Raw genomic sequence first — 17,507 nt, forward strand, 5'->3', positions numbered from 1 at the left:
GAGCCATGCCTGCCACCATCGACGGCCCCGACTTCGTGGCCCTGCAAGTCCGTGACGTGGAGGCGGCGGCGGCCTTCTGCGAGCAGCACCTGGGGCTGCGCCGGGCCGCCGTCTCGCCGCCCCACGGGGTCGTGTTCGACACCCGGCCGACGCCGTTCGCCGTTCGCGAGCTCCTTCCGGGTGTCGACCTCGACGGGGCCGCGCGGCCCGGCCTCGGCGCGGTGATCTGGTTCAAGGCCTCCGACGTCCACGAGCTCCACGACCAGCTCGTCGCCGCCGGAATCAAGATCCTCACGCCCATGGCGGACAGCCCGTTCGGGCCGATGTTCTCCTTCGAGGGGCCCGAGGGCTACAGGCTCACCGCACACGGGGGCTGACCCGCGTACGGGCGGCGGGCGTAAGAGCCTGTGTCATATCCCCGGCCGGGCGGGCGGCGTCTGGCACGCACGCTCGCCGCGTTGCCGAAAAGCCCTGGTAGCTCCGCTACCAAGACTTCCCGGCGCCTTGCGATCGCACGCACCAGACGCCGCCCGCTGATCCGACCGGGGATATGACACAGGCTCTAAGGCAGTTGGGGCGCCCGGCCGCTCCCTGGCCGTGTCCGGGCCGCGAGGCGTATGACCTGCGCCAGTGACCGACACTCACTCTTGCGCCGGGCGGTGCCCGTGTAGTCCGCTGAATCCCATGGGGAAGAAGAGAATTGCCGCAATGGCCGCCGCCCTCGTCGCGGGGTCCCTTCTGACAGGCGTAGCGAACGCCGGCGCGCAAGCGGCCGGGCACGGCGGCGGCCACGCGTCACCGCCTCCCGGGCGGCCGCTCGCAGCCGGGATCGACCTCGACACGGTGACGATCCCGGAGCTGCAGGCGCGCATGGCGGACGGCTCACTGACCGCGTCGACGCTGACCCGGGCCTACCTGGGGCGGATCGAGCGCGTCGATCCCAAGATCCACTCGGTGCTGCGCACCAGCCCGACGGCCCTGCGCGAGGCGGCCGCCAGCGATGCGAGGCACCGGCACGGCAAGACGCTCGGGCCGCTGGACGGCATCCCCGTCCTGCTCAAGGACAACGTGGACACCCGGGACATGCCGACGACTGCGGGCTCCCTCGCGCTCGCCGGGAGCCCGCCCGACGCCGACGCCGGACTGGTGACCCGCCTGCGCGGGGCGGGGGCGGTGATCCTCGGCAAGACCAACCTGTCCGAATGGGCCAACTTCCGTGCGGCGAAACCGACATCGGGGTGGTCGGCGGTCGGCGGGCAGACCAACAACCCCTACGTACTCGACCGCAATCCCTGCGGCTCGTCGGCGGGCTCCGCCGCCGCGCTCGCCGCGTCCTTGTCGCAAGTGGCGATCGGCACCGAGACGGACGGCTCCATCGTGTGCCCGGCCGGGATGAACGGCGTCGTCGGGCACAAGCCCAGCCTCGGCCTGGTCAGCCCGTCGGGCGTGGTGCCGATCTCCGCCGAGCAGGACACGGCAGGGCCCATGGCCCGCAACGTCACCGACACCGCGCTCACGTTCGCGGTGCTGAGCGGTTCCGAGGGCACGCGCCGTGACGGCACCCGCTCCGACGGCCCCCAAGGCCGCCCCGGCCCGCAGGGTCCTGCCGATCTCACCGGTCTCACCGGTCCTGCCGGTCTTGCCGGTCCGCAAGGCCTCCGCGGGAAGCGGATCGGCCTGTGGCGTCTGCCCTCGCTCGGTTCCGACGTGGACGCGGTGATGACCCGTACGGCGGAGAAGCTGCGCAAGGCCGGAGCCGTGGTCGTCGAGGTGACGCCCCCGTACCAGGCGCGGCTCGCCGAGCTCGAATTCCCGGCGCTGCTCAGCGAGTTCCACCGAGACATCGACGCCTACCTCGGCACGCGTGAAGGCCCCCGCGACCTCGCCGGGTTGATCGAGTTCAACCGCACCCACCCCGCGGAGCAGACCTGCTTCGCCGGTCAGGAGCTGTTCGAGCAGGCTCTCGCCGCGCCGCCCACCACCGACCCCAAGTACCGGGCGATGCGGGCCGAGTTGAAGGACCTGTCCCGGCGCTCCATCGACGAGACCATGGCCTCCCACCACCTGGACGCCATCGCCGCGCCCACGAACCCGCCCGCCTGGACGACCGACTGCGCGCGCGGCGACAACGACGTCATCCCGTCCTCCACCCCGGCGGCCGTCGCCGGGTACCCGTCCCTCTCCGTGCCCGCCGGGTCCGTGGGCGAACTGCCGGTCGGCCTGCTCCTGATGGCCGGTGACCACCAGGACACCCGGCTCCTGTCGCTGGGCGCGGCGGTGGAGCAGCGGTTGCGGGCCTGGCGCGCGCCGCGCTACCTGCCGACGGCCGGGCCCGGCGCGACACGGTGAATCCGGCCTGATCGGAAGGCTGTTGACGGGTCAAGGCCCGCCGGGTCACGACTCCGTCCCAGCGGCCACAGGGCGTGGAGAGGTACGGGAACGGCGGGGGAGGGCCCGGGAGAGGCGCGTTCGGGCGGGGGGTCCTCGGCAGGGTGCGTGTGGCGTACGGCTGTGCGTGTAACAGGGGTGTATTAGCGGGCGTCGGGGCGGAACGGTTCTCCGTGCCGGACCGGTCCTGGTGTGCAGCATCGCTCGCTCGTACCGCTGTTCGGCGAGTGGGCGGTACCCCCGAACCCATACTGAGGACGAAACGATGCGCGTTCACAAGCTCACCTTCGCAGCAGCCCTCGCCGTTGCCGCGAGCCTCTCGCTCACCGCCTGCAACGGCGATGACAGCACGGCACAGGGCGACGGCTCGTCCGCGTCCTCCGCGTCCACGGGGGGCGGTTCCGGCTCCGACGGTACGGACCAGGGTGGCGGCAAGGACTCTGCCGGGGAGAAGCCCGGCGAGAAGGGCGGCTCCGGCGCGGCAGGAGCCGGCTCGAACGCGGGCGGCGCGGGCGGCAAGTGCCGCACCGACGATCTGGACATCTCGGCGTCGGACAGCACCGTCGACGGTGACGACCAGGGTTCCGTCGCGGTGGAGATGAAGAACGTGGGCGGCAAGGACTGCCTGCTGTCCGGGTTCGCGGGCGTCGACCTGAAGACCAGCGAGGGCGCGCTGTCGGCGAAGCGCAGCGGCCAGCCGGCCGACCGGGGTGTCCTCAAGGCCGGGAAGTCGACGTTCTTCAACGTCAGCTACCCGATGAACGACTCGGGCGGCTCCGGTGTCAGCATCTCCGGACTCGTGGTGACCCCGCCCGGTGAGACGAAGTCGTTCTCCATGGAGTGGCCCGGCGCCAAGACCCTGCCCGTCACGGACGGCTCCGGCTCCCCGGTCACGGTCGGCCCGATCGGCAGCGCGGGCCAGGGCGGCTGATTCCACCCCTCCGGCAATCCGAACATCCCGGTCGCCCGCACGTGACGATGCCGTCCCCCGTGCGGGCGACAGCCGTGTGCCGGAAAAGAGAACAGGAAAAGAGAAAAGGCAAGGAGCGCTCTCCTTGCCACTCTCAACTTATAGCGCACCGGGGGGCTTGCCACAAGGCCCGGGGCATGGCGCAGAATCGTCGACCGAAGCCACCACCTGCGGAAATGGGGACGCGACGTGCCTGTGTTGTTGTCGATGTACGGGGGACGCAGTGGCGTCGGATCAGAGGAAGCGCCGACGGAGGTGACGCGATGAGCGAGCGATACGTACTCGACCTCTCCGAGATCGACGAGCGGCAGGTCGCGGTCGTCGGCGGCAAGGGCGCGCACCTGGGCGCGCTGTCACGGATCGAGGGAGTCCACGTACCGGCCGGTTTCTGCGTGACGACCGACGCCTTCCGGCGGATCGTCGCCGACGCGCCGTCCCTCGGCGAGCAGCTCGACCGGCTCGCACGCCTGGACCCGGACGACCGGGAGGCGATCCGTGCGCTCAGCGCCGAGATCCGCCGGACCATCGAGGAGATTCCCGTCCCGGCCGACCTCACGGCGGAGATCACCCGCGCGCTCGGCCGGTTCGGTGAGGACGCCGCCTACGCCGTACGGTCCAGCGCGACGGCGGAGGACCAGCCGACGGCGTCCTTCGCGGGCCAGCAGGACACGTATCTCAACGTCGTCGGCCCCGCGGAGATCGTCCGGCACATCAGCCGGTGCTGGGCCTCGGTGTTCACCGAGCGCGCCGTGACCTACCGCCGGCGCAACGGCGTCGACCACCGCACGGTCCACATGGCCGTGGTCGTGCAGCGGATGGTCCTGCCGCACGCGTCCGGCATCCTGTTCACCGCCGACCCCGTCACGGGCGACCGGAAGGTCTCCACCGTGGACGCCGGTTTCGGCCTCGGCGAGGCCCTCGTCTCCGGCCTGGTCAACCCCGACGTCTTCAAGGTGCGGGACGGCCGGGTCGTGGACCGGACGATCGCCGCCAAGGAGCGCGCCGTGCACGCGCTGCCCGCCGGGGGCACGCGGGAAGTGCCCCTCGACCCGGGGCAACAGGAGCAGCCCGCGCTGACGGACGCCCAGGCCGAGGAGCTCGTACGGCTCGGACGGCGGATCGAGGCGCACTTCGGCCGTCCGCAGGACATCGAATGGTGCCTGGCCGACGACGGCTTCCGGATCGTCCAGAGCCGGCCCATCACCACCCTCTTCCCCATCCCGGACGCCCCTGATCAGGACAACCACGTCTACGTCTCCGTCGGCCACCAGCAGATGATGACCGACCCCATGAAGCCCCTGGGCTACTCCATGTGGCAGCTGACGGCCATGGTGCCGATGCAGGAGGCCGGGGGGCGGCTGTTCGTCGACATCACCCGACGCCTCGCCTCGCCCACCAGTCGCGCCGGTCTCCTGGACCTCATGGGCAAGGGCGACCCGCTCACTCGGGACGCGCTGGAGACGGTCATCGAGCGCGGCGACTTCGTCCCCTCGTTCCCGGACGAGGTGCCCGCCGGTCCGCCGGCCGGCGGACCGCCCGCCCCGATCGATACCGATCCGGCCGTCGTCACCGAGCTGATCGAGCGCAGCGAGGCGTCCGTCGCGGCGCTGGAGCGCGACATCCGGGCGACGTCAGGACCGGCCCTGTTCGACTTCCTCCTGGAGGCCTTCGAGGAGCACAAGCGCGTCCTCAGCGACCCGTTGAGCTTCCAGGCGCTCATGGCGGGGATGGAGGCCACGTGGTGGCTCAACGACAAGCTGCAGGAGTGGCTCGGCGAGAAGAACGTGGCCGACACGCTGACCCTGTCCGCCCCGGACAACATCACCTCGGAGATGGGCCTCGCGCTGCTCGACGTCGCGGACGTGGTCCGGGCGCATCCGGAGGTCGTGGCGTTCCTGCAGAGTGCCGAGGGTGAGGACTTCCTCGACGAGCTGGCGAAGGTCGCGGGCGGCGCCGAGGCGCGCGACGCCATCGAGGCCTACCTCGACCGGTACGGCATGCGCTGCGTCGGCGAGATCGACATCACGCGGCCGCGCTGGCGCGAGCGCCCCGCCACGCTCGTACCCGTGATCCTGGACAACGTCAGGAACTTCGAGCCGGGCGCCGCCGAACTGCGCTTCGAGCGAGGACGGCAGAAGGCGCTGGCGAAGGAGGAGGACGTGCTGTCGCGCCTGCGGGCCCTGCCGGACGGGGAGCGGAAGGCCGAAGAGACCAAGCGGATGATCGACCGGGTCAGGACCTTCATCGGGTACCGGGAGTACCCGAAGTACGGCATCGTCAGCCGCTATTTCGTCTACAAGCAGGCCCTGCTCGAGGAGGCCGAACGCCTGGTGCGGGCCGAGGTGCTCGCCGACAAGGAGGACGTCTTCTACCTCACCTTCCAGGAATTCCACGACGCCGTGCGCACGCACCGGGTGGACGAGCGGCTCGTCCAGCGGCGCAAGGACGACTTCCGCTCGTACCACGCGCTCACCCCGCCCCGGGTGCTCACCTCGGACGGCGAGGCCGTCACCGGGGCGTACCGGCGCGACGACGCACCGGCCGGCGCCCTGATCGGCCTGCCCGTCTCCGCCGGGACCGTCGAGGGACGGGCCCGCGTCATCCTCGACATCGCGGAGGCCGACCTGGAAGCGGGCGACATCCTGGTCACGACCTTCACGGACCCCAGCTGGTCGCCGCTGTTCGTCGGCATCGCGGGCCTGGTGACCGAGGTGGGCGGCCTGATGACGCACGGCGCGGTGATCGCCAGGGAGTACGGATTGCCGGCCGTCGTGGGCGTGGCGGGGGCCACCCGGCTGATCAGGGACGGGCAGCGGATCCGCGTGCACGGGACCGACGGGTACGTCGAGCTCCTGGACTGACCTGACTCGACCCGACGTGACCTGACCGGGCGGGGGAGAGCGCGGGCGGGGCCGGACGTCACCCCACCAGGTCGGGCGAGCGCAGCATGCGCTGCGGGATGCCCCAGGCGTCGACGAGGTCGGCCGCGAGCGGCCGGATCTTGCGGCACAGGTCGTTCACCTCGCGGCGGATCGCCTTGGACCGCTGGACGGTCAGGCGGCCGTGCTCCATGAACCAGGCGCGGTCCGCCTCGATCGTGGAGAGGGCGAAGAGGTCGCACAGGAGTCCCAGCGCGACCTTGTTGCCGCCGTCGGGCAGCTGCCGCACCTTGTCGACGAACGCCTCGAGGACCAGCCGCTCGACGTGCGCGTGGGCCACCGCGATGACGTGGTCCTGCACCTGCGAGAAGACGACGCCGGGATGGGCCTCCTGACCCGTCCCCCGCTTGAGGCGGCGCGCCACACCGGCGAGCAGGTGCTCCTCGCGGAAGCGGAACATCGCGAGCTGGTACTCCGAGTCGAGGAGGCCCGCCTCCTGGTCCCACTCGTCGCCGCCGGGCAGCAGGTCGCGCACCCGCTCCAGGAGCTTGTGGGCCGAGGTCTTCTCGATGACCGTCTCGACCGCGAGGCCGGTGACGTACCGGACCATGCCGAGCTGGTCCAGGTCCTCGAACGCGCTCGCGTAGTGGGTGAGCAGGCCCTTCGCCACCAGCTGGAGCAGTACGTGGTTGTCGCCCTCGAACGTCGCGAAGACGTCACTGTCGGCCTTCAGGGCGGCGAACCGGTTGACGGCGAGGTATCCGGCGCCCCCGCACGCCTCGCGGCACTCCTGGATCGTGCGCGTGGCGTGCCAGGTGCCGAGCGCCTTGGTTCCCGCGGCCCGTGCCTCCAGCTCACGTCGTGCGAGTTCGTCGTCCTCGGTCCCCGAGAAGACCTCGTGCAACTGCGTGCGCACGACGTCCTGGGCGAAGTGCAGCGCGTAGGTGCGCGCGATGAGCGGGAGGAGTCGGCGCTGGTGCATGCCGTAGTCGAGGAGCACCTGCTCCTCGTCGTCCGAGGCGGCCCGGAACTGCCGGCGGCGCACGGCGTACTTGGTCGCGATGGCCAATGCGACCTTGCTGGCGTTGATCGCGCCGCCGGCGACGCTGACCCGCCCCTGCACCAGCGTGCCGAGCATGGTGAAGAAGCGGCGGTCCGGATGGTCGATCGGGCTCTCGTACACGCCCTCGGCGGTGACGTCCGCGAACCGGTTGAGCAGTGCCTCGCGCGGCACGCGCACGCCGTCGAACCAGATGCGGCCGTTGTCCACGCCGTTGAGGCCCATCTTGCGGCCGTCGTCCTCGATCCGGACGCCGGGGGCCACCTCGCCGTTCACACGGATCGGTACGACGAAGGCGTGCACGCCCCGGTGCTCACCGGCCACCTCCAGCTGGGCGAAGACGACCGCCAGCTCGGCGTGCCGGGCCGCGTTGCCGATGTAGTCCTTGCGCGCCTGGTCGCCTTCGGTGGTGATGACGAACTCACGGCTGTCGGCGTCGTACCGGGCCACGGTGCCGAGCGCCTGGACGTTGGAGCCGTGTCCGGTCTCGGTCATCGCGAAGCAGCCCATCAGCTCCCCGGTGATCAGACGCGGCAGGAGTGCCTCGTGGTGGCGTTCCGTGCCCAGCTGCAGGATCGCGCCGCCGAAGAGCCCGAACTGCACGCCGACCTTCACCAGGACCGAGAGATCGCCGAAGGCGAGCGTCTCGAACGCGGCGATCGACGCGCCGACGTCGCCGCCCCCGCCGTACTCCTTCGGAAAGCCCATGCCGGTCTGGCCCGTCGCCGCCATCTCGACGACCAGCTCCCGCACGCGCTCGCGGAACGCGTCGAAGCCGAGCTGTTCCGCGTCGTCCAGTACGCCCGCGTGTTTCGTCAGGTTGGCGCGGACCAGGCTTCGTACCTCGGCGTATTCGCCGTCGAGCAGCTCCGCGAGAGCCTGGACGTCGACGACGGGCTGCGCGTAGCCGCTGGGGGATGCGGTGCTGTCGGTGGCCATGTCGCCCGGCTACCCGCCCCGGGAACGATCAAATCGACCGCTTGGCCCATCCGGCGCAGGCGCGCCGCGGGGCCGCGCACCCTGGAGCCCTTTTGCGCCATTGTTCCCGTGGTGCCCCCGGTGCGTCGGATGATCTCGGTCGACGGCGGGCAGCTTTCCGTGAGCGAATCGGTGGTGAGCACCGGCCCGTGCGTCCACGTACGGACCGCCGTTCCGGGAGAAGCGAGGAGCGGATGACCGCGATCCGGGTCGGAGTGATCGGCGCCGCGGGCCGGATGGGGCGCGAGGTCGTCGGGGCCGTCGAGTCCGCCGGTGACCTGGAACTCGTCGCCGCGCTGGGCCGGAGCAGCCCGCTGGAGGGTCTCACGCGGTCGGGGGCCGAGGTCGTCGTCGAGCTGACCCATCCCGACTCGGTCATGGACCACCTGGAGTTCTGCGTGCGCCACGGCCTGCACGCGGTGGTCGGCACGACCGGCTGGACCGATGAACGCCTCGACACCCTGAGGGGCTGGCTCGCCGCCTCGCCGGGGACGGGTGTGATCGTCGGCCCCCTCTCGGTCGGTGCCGTGCTGACCATGCGCCTCGCCCAGTACGCGGCCCGCTGGTTCGAGTCTGTCGAGATCGTCGAGATGCACCACCCGGACAAGGCCGACGCCCCCGGCGGGGCCGCCGTGCGCACCGCCCGGCTCATCGCCGAGGCGCGCCGCCGGGCGGGCACCCCCGGCCGGCCGGACGCCACGACCACCGCCCTCGCCGGTGCCCGCGGCGCGGACGTCGAGGGGGTGCCGGTGCACGCCGTACGGGCGCGCGGACTCGTGGCCCACCAGGAGATCATCTTCGGTACCACGGGTGAGACCCTGACGATCCGGCACGACTCCACGGATCGCGCCTGCTTCACGCCCGGCTTCCTGCTCGGTGTGCGCCGCGTCGGTTCGGCCCCCGGGCTCACCCTCGGCCTGGAGCCGTTCATGGACCTGGACTGAGCGGGCGACCACGAGCACGTGACCGCAGACGGCCCGAAGGGTGGAGCACGTGGCAATGGGACCGCAGGGCAGCGCGCCGAGGCCTCCTCACATATCCGACGCCACACTGCGGGACTCGGCGCACATGGCGGGCGTGGAGTTCGGCGCCAGGGACGCCTCGGCCATCGCGGGCCTGCTGGTCGCGACCGGCGTCGAGCTGGTCGAGGTGGGCATGGTCTCGGGCCCGGGAACCAAGGACGCGGACCTCGTCCTCGCCACCCACGAGAGCGTGGGCCCCGAACGCTGCATGACGCTCGTCGTCGTACGCGACCGCAGGCAGGTCGGCCACGCCCTGAAGGAGGCCGAGCGGCTGGGCGTGCGGCACGTCATGTGTTCCCTTCCCACGTCGGCGTTGCACGCCGGGATGAAGCTCGGGTCGACCAGCCTCAAGTTCTTGCAGGTACTTGCGCGTTCGGCGATCTCCCAGGCCAAGGAGCGGGGCTTCCACGTCACCTTCAGCGGCGAGGACGGCGCGCGGACGCCCGCCGAGCGGCTCGTCCCGTACGTCACCTCCGGCTTCTCGGCCGGGGCCGACCGCTTCCGGCTCGCCGAGACCGTCGCCTGCCTCTCGCCCTGGCAGATGGAGGAGACGGTCGCGCGGCTCGTGGCGATCGAAGGCTCCGAGATCGAGGTCCACTCGCACAACATGCTGGGCATGGCCGTCGCCAACTCCCTCGCCGCCGTCCGGGCCGGCGCGCGGTGGATCTCCGCGACCGTCGGCGGCATCGGTGAGCGCGGCGGCAACACTCCGCTGGCCGAACTGCTCACCGCGCTGCGCGTCCTGCACGGGGACACCCGCTTCGACCTGACCCACCTCACCGCGCTCTCCCGCATCGCGCTGAAGGGTTCCGGTCTGGGCGAGGCCTTTCAGCCCGGGCCGACCACCCGTCACTCGTTCGCCTACGAACTGACGGGCCAGCTCAGCAACCCGGAGGCGTACGAGACGCTGCCGGCCGAACTCGTCGGCAACACCCGCCGGTTGAGGGTCCGCAGCCGTCTCACTCCCGGCCTGATCGCCTGGGCGCTCGCCGACACGGACATCGACGTGGACGTCGGCGCCTTCACCTCCTGGCTCGTCGAACGGCAGCGGCGGGCGGGCAACCCGCTGCTCGACCGGGACGCGATCCGCACGGCCGCCGTGGCCTTCGCGGCCGCGTGAACCCCACGCGGCGACCCGATCCCCACCCGATCACCGGAGGTTGTGCATGACGCCCCCTACGCTCACCGGTACCTGCCCCGAGTGCGAGACGAACCTGACCACGCCGGTCATGGGCACCGGAGAGACCCTCGTCTGCCCCGAGTGCCTGCTCACCCTGCGCATCGAGGAAGCCGCCGACGGCCGCATGACGTTGCGCATGGTCGAGACGCGGCTGCGCGACTGGGGCCAGTGACGTGCCGCCGACCGTCGCGCTGGCCGCGGACCGGATCGGCTGGGAGGAACGGCGGCTGATCGCCGCGGCCCCGGCACTCGGCCTGCGCCTGCGGTGGGTCAACGACGAGTCGATGTGCCTCGGCCACCCGGACCTCCCCGCGCTCGCGGGCTACGACGGACTCCTGGTGCGCAGCCGCAGCTACACCCGTGGCGGCCTCATCGCCACGCTCGCCGAGGCCGCCGGCATCCGCACCTCGAACACCGCGCACACCATCCACACCTGTCAGAACAAGGCCACCCTGCGCACCGTGCTGCGCGCCGCCGGACTGCCCGTCCCGGACTTCCGACTCGTGCTCTCCCGCGCGGACTTCGAGTGTTCTCTGCAAGAACTTCCACTGCCGCTGGTCCTCAAGCCCGTCTTCGGCGGCATGGGCCGAAGGGTCACCCTGCTCCGGGACGCCGACACCGCCCCTTCCGTATACGACTACGTCGAGGACCTCGGGCACGCCTTCGAACAGGCCTGCCTGGTGGAGCCGTACGTCGGCGGAACATCCGTACGCTGCCTGGTCGGGGGAGAGGACCTGCTCGGCGCCGCCGAGTTCACCGCAGGACCCACCGAGTGGCGCACCAACGCGGCGCTGGGCGGCCGGGGCCGGGCCACGGCCCGCGACCCGGAGCTGCGCAAGATCCTCGACGGTGTGGTGCGCACGCTGGGGCCGGGAATCTACGGAGTCGACCTCTTCCGCACCCCCGACGGCTACCTGGTCAACGAGGTCAACCACGCCCCGGCCTTCCGGGCCCTGGCCACGGCGACCGGAACCGATCTCCCCGCGGCCGTCGCCCGCAGCGTACGAGAGGCCCTCGCATGATCCGCGCGGGAGTCGTCGGAGCCTCCGGACTCGTCGGCGGGGAACTCATCAGGCTGCTCACGCCCCACCCCGGGCTGGACCTGACCTTCCTCGGCGGCTCCGCGAGCGCCGGGCGGCACATCGGCGAACTGCACCCCGGGCTGCGCGAACCGGCCCTGACCGTGCGGCACGTCACCGAGGCCACCACCGGACGGCTCGACGTCGTCTTCCTGGCCACCCCCGCCCCGGTCTCGGCGGCCCTCGCCGCGCTGCTCGCCGACCGCGTTCCGGCCGTGATCGACCTCAGCGGCGCCTTCCGCATCCGCACCCCGGAACTCCACGACCGCTGGTACCCGGCGGTGGAGCGCCGCGCGGACCTCCTGCGCCGCTCCGTGTACGGGGTCCCGGAGCTGATCGGTGATCAACTGGCGGACGCCGCGCTGATCTCGCTCCCCGGCTGTCATGCGACGGCGGTCACGCTGGGCCTGGCGCCGCTCGCCCTCGGTCTCGGTCTGCCGCTGGAGAAGGTGCTCGTGGACGCCAAGAGCGGGTCGAGCGGCAGCGGACTGCGCCTGCGCACCGCCGCTCTGCACCCGCTGCGCAGCGGCGCCATCACGCCGTACGCCCCGACCGGTCACCGGCACGCCGCCGAGGTCACCGACTTCCTGCGGCGGAGAAGGCCCGGTTCGATCGGCTCGTTGAGCATGTCGGCCTACGGCGTCCCCACCGTGCGGGGGCTGCTCGCGAGCATCTACGTGTTCACGGACGAGGTGGTCGGCCGGCGCGAGCTGCAACGGGCGTACGTCCGCTACTACAAGGGGCACCCGTTCGTCCGCGCGCGGCGGCACACCGAGACGCGGATCCCGGTGCCCGACCCGCAGGCGGTCCTCGGCTCCAACTTCTGCGACGTGACCGCCCTCGCCGACGAGGACGGGGGACGCATCGTCGTCCTCGCCGCTCTCGACAATCTCGTCAAGGGCGCCGCGGGCCAGGCGGTGCAGGCCGCCAACCTGCGCTTCGGGCTGCCCGAGGAGACGGGGCTGACGATGATGCCGGTGATGCCCGCATGAGCAGCGCCCCGCTCCCGGCGCCGACGGCCGTCGTCAAACTCGGCGGCAGCTGCCTCGAAACACTCGACGACCGCTGGTGGGACGATCTGGCCCGGCAGGCACGGCAACGTCCCCTGATCCTCGTCCACGGCTGGTCCCGGCCGCTGCGGCGACTCGACCCCCGCCACGGCCGCCCGTCCGCGATGCTGCGCGACCGCTACGGAAACCGGAGCCGCTGGACCACCCCCGAGGTCCTCGATGACATCAGGACCGTCAGCTCGGCGCTGGGCGAGGCGATCCTGAAGCGGCTCGCGGAGCGTGACGTCACCGCGGAGCGGCTGCTCGGCAGCGACGGGCTGATCGGCGCGGGTCCGGCCGAACGCCTGTGGTGGCAGGGCAAGCGGCTGGTCGAACTCGACAACCTCGTCGGCCCGGTAGACATCGTGCGCACGGGGCCGCTGGAGCCCGCCCGGCCGGGCCACGTCCGCGTCGTGACCCCACTGGCCCGCAACGCGTCGGGTCAGGAGGTCAACACCGACGCCGACCGGGCGGCGGCCGCGCTCGCCGGCGCCGTCGGAGCCCGGGACCTGGTACTCGTCACCGACGTCCCCCATCTGATCGTCGAAGGGAAGCCGGTGCGCCACGTCTCCGAAGAGACGGCGATCGGTCTCCGCGACACCGTCGTCACCGGCGGGATGCGGAAGAAGCTGCGCGCCGCGTGCGAGGCCCTGGACCACGGAGTGCGGTGCGTCGTCATCGGCGACGGCACCGTCACCGCCCTGCTCACCGCCCGCACGGGAACCCTCGTCGCCGGAACTCCCGCCACCGGAGCCTGAGGAGGCCGGGCCCGTGCTCCGTCCCCACGTCCTCGTCGTCGACAACGGAACGCTGTCACTCCCACAACTGCGCGCCCGCCTGGAGGACTTGGGGTCCGCCACGGCCGCGGTGGACACGGCCTCCCTGCCGTCCCGGCTCTCCGGCCGCTACCAGGCGATCGTGCTCAGCGGCACGAAGGTGCGCGCCCACGACCTCGACCACTACCGGCCCCTCATCGACCTCGTCGCGGACACCGACGTCCCCGTCCTCGGCATCTGCGGCGGCATGCAGATCCTCGCCGTCGCCGCGGGCGGCCACCTGTCCCCGGGGCCCCAGCGGGTCGGGCGCTGCGAGGTTCAAGTCGACACGGGGGAGCCGCTCTTCGCCCACGTCCGGCCGACCGTGACGCTCTTCCAGCGGCACACCCTGTACCTGCGCGAGGCCCCTGCGGGCTTCCGCGTCATCGGCCGCTCCGCGCAGGCGCCCGTGGAGTTCCTCCGCTCGGCCGACGGCCGCCTGACCGGCTCCCAGGCCCATCTGGAATACCGGGCCGATGGCCGGGAGATCCTGCGGGGGTTCACGCGGTTCTACCGCTGAGCCGCCGCTGTGTCCCACCGGACCCGGCACAATGGACGGCGTGGACGCGGATGAGTTCGAGGGCGGGGCCGGGGCGGATGCCGCCGGTGGGGACGAGGCGGTTCCGGTGATCAGGGAGGTCGATCACGGCACCGCCAAGCTCATGCCCGACGTCGACCGGCCGCGGGCCTGGCTGCTCACGGTCGACGGCGCCCCCCAGTCGTACGTCGACCTGGACGAACCCACGCACCTGGAGTTCGAGTACGCGCGCAGGCTCGCGCACGTCCTGGACGCCATGGCCGAACCGGGCGACCCCCTCGACGTCATCCACCTCGGCGGGGGAGCGCTCACCCTGCCCCGCTACCTGGCCGCCACCCGGCCCGGTTCACGGCAGCAGGTGGTGGAGGCGGACCGGGGGCTGCTGCGCCTGGTCGCGGAGCAGTTGCCGCTGGCCGGGGGGAGCGGGGTCGCCGTGCACGGCGCGGACGCCCGTGCGTGGCTGGAGGCGGCGCCGGGCGCGAGCGCCGACGTCGTCGTCGCCGATGTCTTCGGCGGCTCCCGCGTCCCCGCGCACCTCACCACGCTCGCGTACGCGCGGGCCGCCGACCGGGTGCTGCGCCCGGGCGGGTACTACATCGCGAACCTCGCCGACGGCGCGCCCTTCACGTTCCTCCGTTCCCAACTGGCCACGTTCGCCGAGGTGTTCGCGGAGCTCGCGCTGATCGCCGAGCCGTCCGTGCTGCGCGGGCGCCGCTTCGGGAACACGGTACTGATAGCCGCGCACGGTCCCATCGACGTCGGAGTGCTGGCCCGCCGGACCGCGTCCGACGCCTTTCCCGCCCGGGTCGCGCACGGCGACGCGCTGCGGCGCCTCATCGGGGACGCGCGGCCGGTGCGCGACGAGGACGCGGTGGCCTCACCCGAGCCGCCCGACGGCGCCTTCTCCATCGGGTGACGGCTCGGCGGCCCCGCGCGAGACGGGCTTCGCCGACGCCACCACCTCCGTCGTGCGCCGCGTCAGGTTGCGTACGTCGGGGACGAACAGGACGGCCGCCGTCACGAGCACCACGAGGCAGGCGCAGCCCCACAGGGACGCGGACAGGCCGAACGCCGACTGCGCGGGCCCGGCGAGCGCCGTCGCGAGCGGCACCATCGCGACCGAGCCGAACCAGTCGTACGCGGCGACGCGCGACAGCTTCTCCTCCGGGATCTCCTGGTGCATCGCGGTCATCCACGAAACGCCGAACACCTCGATCGCCACGCCGCTGACGGACATCACCGCGGCCAGACCCGCGAGCGGCAGCGGCACGGCGAGCGCCGCCGAGGGGGCGGCCAGCGGGAAGACGCAGAGGGTGCCCGCGAGCAGCAGCCGCCGCGGCTTCCACCGCGTCATCAGGAACGCCCCGCCGACCGTGCCCGCGCCGAACGCGCCGAGCGCGAGGCCCCACGGCCCCGCGCCGCCCAGTTCGTCGCGCGCGACCAGCGGTCCGAAGACCGACTCGGCGGCGCCGACCACCGCGACCACCACCGAGAACTGCGCCACGATCGACCACAGCCAGGGCCGCCCGGTGAACTCCCGCCAGCCGTCCCGCAGGTCGGCCATGAGCCCCTCGCCGGGCGCGCGCTCCGGTATGTGGCCGACGTCGAGGAACGAGCGCAGCGCGCCCGCGACGGCGAACGCGACGGCGTCCACGGCCAGCACCCAGCCGGGCCCGAGCGCCGCGACCATGAGGCCGCCGAGGGCGGCGCCGCCGAGCCCCGCGCCCTGCATGGCCATGCGGTACGTCGCGAAGGCCCGGCCGGCCTGCTCGCCGCTGACCGACGACATCAGCATGCCCTCGGCGGCGGGCCCGAAGAAGGCCTGGCCGACTCCGCCGAGTCCGGTGAGGACCATCATCTGCCACAGCCGCGGTTCGCCCGCGAGGACGAGCGCGGCGAAGGCCGCCTGCGACACGCAGTTGAGGGCGTTGGCCGCGACCATGACGTGGTGGCGCGGCAGCCGGTCGGCGACCGCACCGCCGATGAGCAGGAACAGGACGAGCGGCAGCGTCCGCGCGGCGGCCACGAGTCCGACGTCCCCGCCGTCGCCTCCCGCGTCCAGGACCGCGAACGCCGCCGCGATCAGCGCCCCGTGGCTTCCGAGGTTCGTCACGATCGCGGCGGCGGTCAGCAGCGTGTAGTTGCTGCCTGCCCAGGAGGGGCGGCGGCGCGGGGCGGGAGCGGCGGTGGTCACTCCGGGACTGTCCCCGGCGGGGGACCGGCTTGCCAAACCGTTTGTGCCGCCCGCTCGGGGAAGCTCCGAGGCTCTCGGGATCAGCCCGGGACGTCCCGGGAACCCCGGCGGCTCAGGACTCCTCGGTCGCCGCCTCGCTCCACCGGACCGTGCTCAGGATCTTCTTCACCGTGGCGTCGGATACCTCCTCCTTGACGCCCTTGGCGCCGTAGAGGGTCCAGGCCACGTACTCACCGGCCTCGTTCTTGAAGCCGAACGTGGTGGCCTTGCCCTCGGAGTCGCACTTGGCCGAGGTGGCGGCGCCGGACGTCGTCGACGTCGCGAGGCTGCCCTTGATGCCGGACGTGGTGGTGTAGTCCTCGACCTTGCTGATCTTGATCTTCTTCTTGTCGGCCTTCGTCTGCTCGGTGTAGCCGCCGAAGACCCACCAGGCCGAGTCGTTGCGCGCGATGTCCTTGGTGTTCTTGGCGCCGTTCTGGCCCTTGGTGCCGACCGCGGCGAGCGAGGTGTCGTCGGACTCGCCGTCCTTGTCGTCGTCGGAGGTGCACCACTTCTCTTTGTAGACCGCGGGCGAGGACATGATGATGATCGACTTCGCGCCGTCTTCCTTGCGGTCGTCGAAACCGAGGAGGGTGTCCGGCGTCTCGACCTTCCAGTCGGCCGGCACGTCGAAGGCGGTGCCCCACTTGGGGTTCACCACGACCTGCCAGCCGTCGATCGTCGGCTTGTCCTCGCCGCCCTCGCCGCGCGCGTTCCCGTCGTCGCTGGGCTTCGGGCTCGGCTTCTCGGTGGCCGGCTTCGAGGGGGACGGCTTCGCCGGACCCGCCTCGTCGTCCTTGTCGCCGCCGAGGATCAGGAAACCGGTGACACCGGCGGCTGCCACCACGGCGAGCGCGGCCACGATGGCGGTGATCTTCGTCTTGTTGCCGCCGCCACCGCCCTGACCGCCGCCACCGTTCTGGGACGGCATGGGCGGGGGCGTGGGAGCCGCCCACTGCGGCTGCTCGGGCTGCGAGAAGCCGCCCGACTGCGGCTGCTGGTAGCCCCCCGCAGGCTGCTGCTGATGACCCGGCTGCTGCTGCGGGTACCCCGACTGCTGGTATCCCGGCTGCTGATACGGGTTCGGCTGCTGGTACCCCGGCTGCTGGTACGGGTTCTGACTCTGGTCCTGCGGGTTCTGCTCGCCCCCGGGCGGCTGCTGTTCTGGCCACATGGCCAGTAACCATAGATGGGCCACGGGGCGGCGTGCCACGGCCGATCACCCGCGGCGCCGTCCGCGCGACCGCCGTAACGGGAGAAGCCGGTCAAATGGCGCGGTTCTTCACCGGGCGGCCGCACTTTTCCCCCGTACTCGA

At 72.2% G+C, this 17,507-nt stretch carries 15 protein-coding genes; 12 read left to right on the top strand and 3 right to left on the bottom strand.

Going from position 1 to position 17,507, the window contains the following annotated elements:
* Positions 1 to 5 precede the first annotated feature (5 nt).
* From ACZ69I_RS11225 to rph, 4 genes are all read left to right on the top strand, one after another.
* On the top strand, positions 6 to 377 hold the full coding sequence (locus ACZ69I_RS11225) for a VOC family protein (RefSeq protein WP_470831658.1): 372 nt from the start codon (positions 6 to 8) through the stop codon (positions 375 to 377).
* Between the two features lie 307 nt (positions 378 to 684).
* A complete protein-coding gene (locus tag ACZ69I_RS11230; protein ID WP_470831659.1) occupies positions 685 to 2,349 on the top strand; it encodes an amidase family protein in 1,665 nt (554 codons plus the stop codon).
* A 304-nt stretch (positions 2,350 to 2,653) separates the two neighbouring features.
* The gene (locus tag ACZ69I_RS11235; RefSeq protein ID WP_470831661.1) at positions 2,654 to 3,319 is read left to right on the top strand and encodes a DUF4232 domain-containing protein; all 666 of its coding nucleotides are present in this window, start codon (positions 2,654 to 2,656) and stop codon (positions 3,317 to 3,319) included.
* A 302-nt stretch (positions 3,320 to 3,621) separates the two neighbouring features.
* Positions 3,622 to 6,219 carry a rifamycin-inactivating phosphotransferase gene (gene rph, locus ACZ69I_RS11240; RefSeq protein ID WP_470831663.1) on the top strand — a complete coding sequence of 866 codons (2,598 nt, stop codon included), beginning with the start codon at positions 3,622 to 3,624 and terminating at the stop codon, positions 6,217 to 6,219.
* Between the two features lie 58 nt (positions 6,220 to 6,277).
* On the opposite strand, the gene ACZ69I_RS11245 is transcribed toward rph, so the two are convergent.
* Positions 6,278 to 8,236, bottom strand: a complete 1,959-nt coding sequence (locus tag ACZ69I_RS11245; protein WP_470831665.1) for an acyl-CoA dehydrogenase family protein — start codon at positions 8,234 to 8,236, stop codon at positions 6,278 to 6,280.
* A 233-nt stretch (positions 8,237 to 8,469) separates the two neighbouring features.
* Here ACZ69I_RS11245 and dapB point away from each other — a divergent pair, with 233 nt between their 5' ends.
* The 8 genes from dapB to ACZ69I_RS11285 all read left to right on the top strand — a co-directional run bounded on the left by dapB (position 8,470) and on the right by ACZ69I_RS11285 (position 14,874).
* Positions 8,470 to 9,219: a 4-hydroxy-tetrahydrodipicolinate reductase gene (dapB, locus tag ACZ69I_RS11250; protein WP_470831667.1), complete on the top strand. Its 750-nt coding sequence runs from the start codon at positions 8,470 to 8,472 to the stop codon at positions 9,217 to 9,219.
* Positions 9,220 to 9,274: 55 nt separating this feature from the next.
* Positions 9,275 to 10,417: an isopropylmalate synthase gene (locus tag ACZ69I_RS11255; protein WP_470832037.1), complete on the top strand. Its 1,143-nt coding sequence runs from the start codon at positions 9,275 to 9,277 to the stop codon at positions 10,415 to 10,417.
* A gap of 46 nt (positions 10,418 to 10,463) precedes the next feature.
* The gene (locus ACZ69I_RS11260; RefSeq protein ID WP_467676054.1) at positions 10,464 to 10,649 is read left to right on the top strand and encodes a lysine biosynthesis protein LysW; all 186 of its coding nucleotides are present in this window, start codon (positions 10,464 to 10,466) and stop codon (positions 10,647 to 10,649) included.
* A gap of 1 nt (position 10,650) precedes the next feature.
* A complete protein-coding gene (locus ACZ69I_RS11265) occupies positions 10,651 to 11,499 on the top strand; it encodes an ATP-grasp domain-containing protein (RefSeq protein ID WP_470831669.1) in 849 nt (282 codons plus the stop codon).
* Entirely contained in the window at positions 11,496 to 12,548 is a 1,053-nt protein-coding gene (argC, locus tag ACZ69I_RS11270) for an N-acetyl-gamma-glutamyl-phosphate reductase (RefSeq protein ID WP_470831671.1), read from the top strand. The genes ACZ69I_RS11265 and argC overlap by 4 nt, the downstream gene beginning before the upstream one ends.
* Complete coding sequence (locus ACZ69I_RS11275; RefSeq protein WP_470831673.1) at positions 12,545 to 13,363, top strand: amino acid kinase family protein; 819 nt, start codon at positions 12,545 to 12,547, stop codon at positions 13,361 to 13,363. Before argC ends, ACZ69I_RS11275 begins: the two co-directional genes overlap by 4 nt.
* A 13-nt stretch (positions 13,364 to 13,376) precedes the next feature.
* Positions 13,377 to 13,940, top strand: a complete 564-nt coding sequence (locus ACZ69I_RS11280; protein ID WP_470831674.1) for a glutamine amidotransferase-related protein — start codon at positions 13,377 to 13,379, stop codon at positions 13,938 to 13,940.
* A 142-nt stretch (positions 13,941 to 14,082) separates the two neighbouring features.
* Positions 14,083 to 14,874 (top strand): spermidine synthase, encoded by a 792-nt coding sequence (locus ACZ69I_RS11285; protein ID WP_467676449.1) that lies wholly within the window; start codon positions 14,083 to 14,085, stop codon positions 14,872 to 14,874.
* On the opposite strand, the gene ACZ69I_RS11290 is transcribed toward ACZ69I_RS11285, so the two are convergent.
* Positions 14,836 to 16,188 carry an MFS transporter gene (locus ACZ69I_RS11290; RefSeq protein ID WP_470831675.1) on the bottom strand — a complete coding sequence of 451 codons (1,353 nt, stop codon included), beginning with the start codon at positions 16,186 to 16,188 and terminating at the stop codon, positions 14,836 to 14,838. The two genes, ACZ69I_RS11285 and ACZ69I_RS11290, sit on opposite strands and share 39 nt — an antisense overlap.
* Positions 16,189 to 16,264: 76 nt before the next feature.
* Positions 16,265 to 17,365 (bottom strand): DUF8017 domain-containing protein, encoded by a 1,101-nt coding sequence (locus tag ACZ69I_RS11295; protein WP_470831676.1) that lies wholly within the window; start codon positions 17,363 to 17,365, stop codon positions 16,265 to 16,267.
* Positions 17,366 to 17,507: the final 142 nt, after the last annotated feature.

This window comes from Streptomyces sp. NPDC036815 (assembly GCF_055609205.1).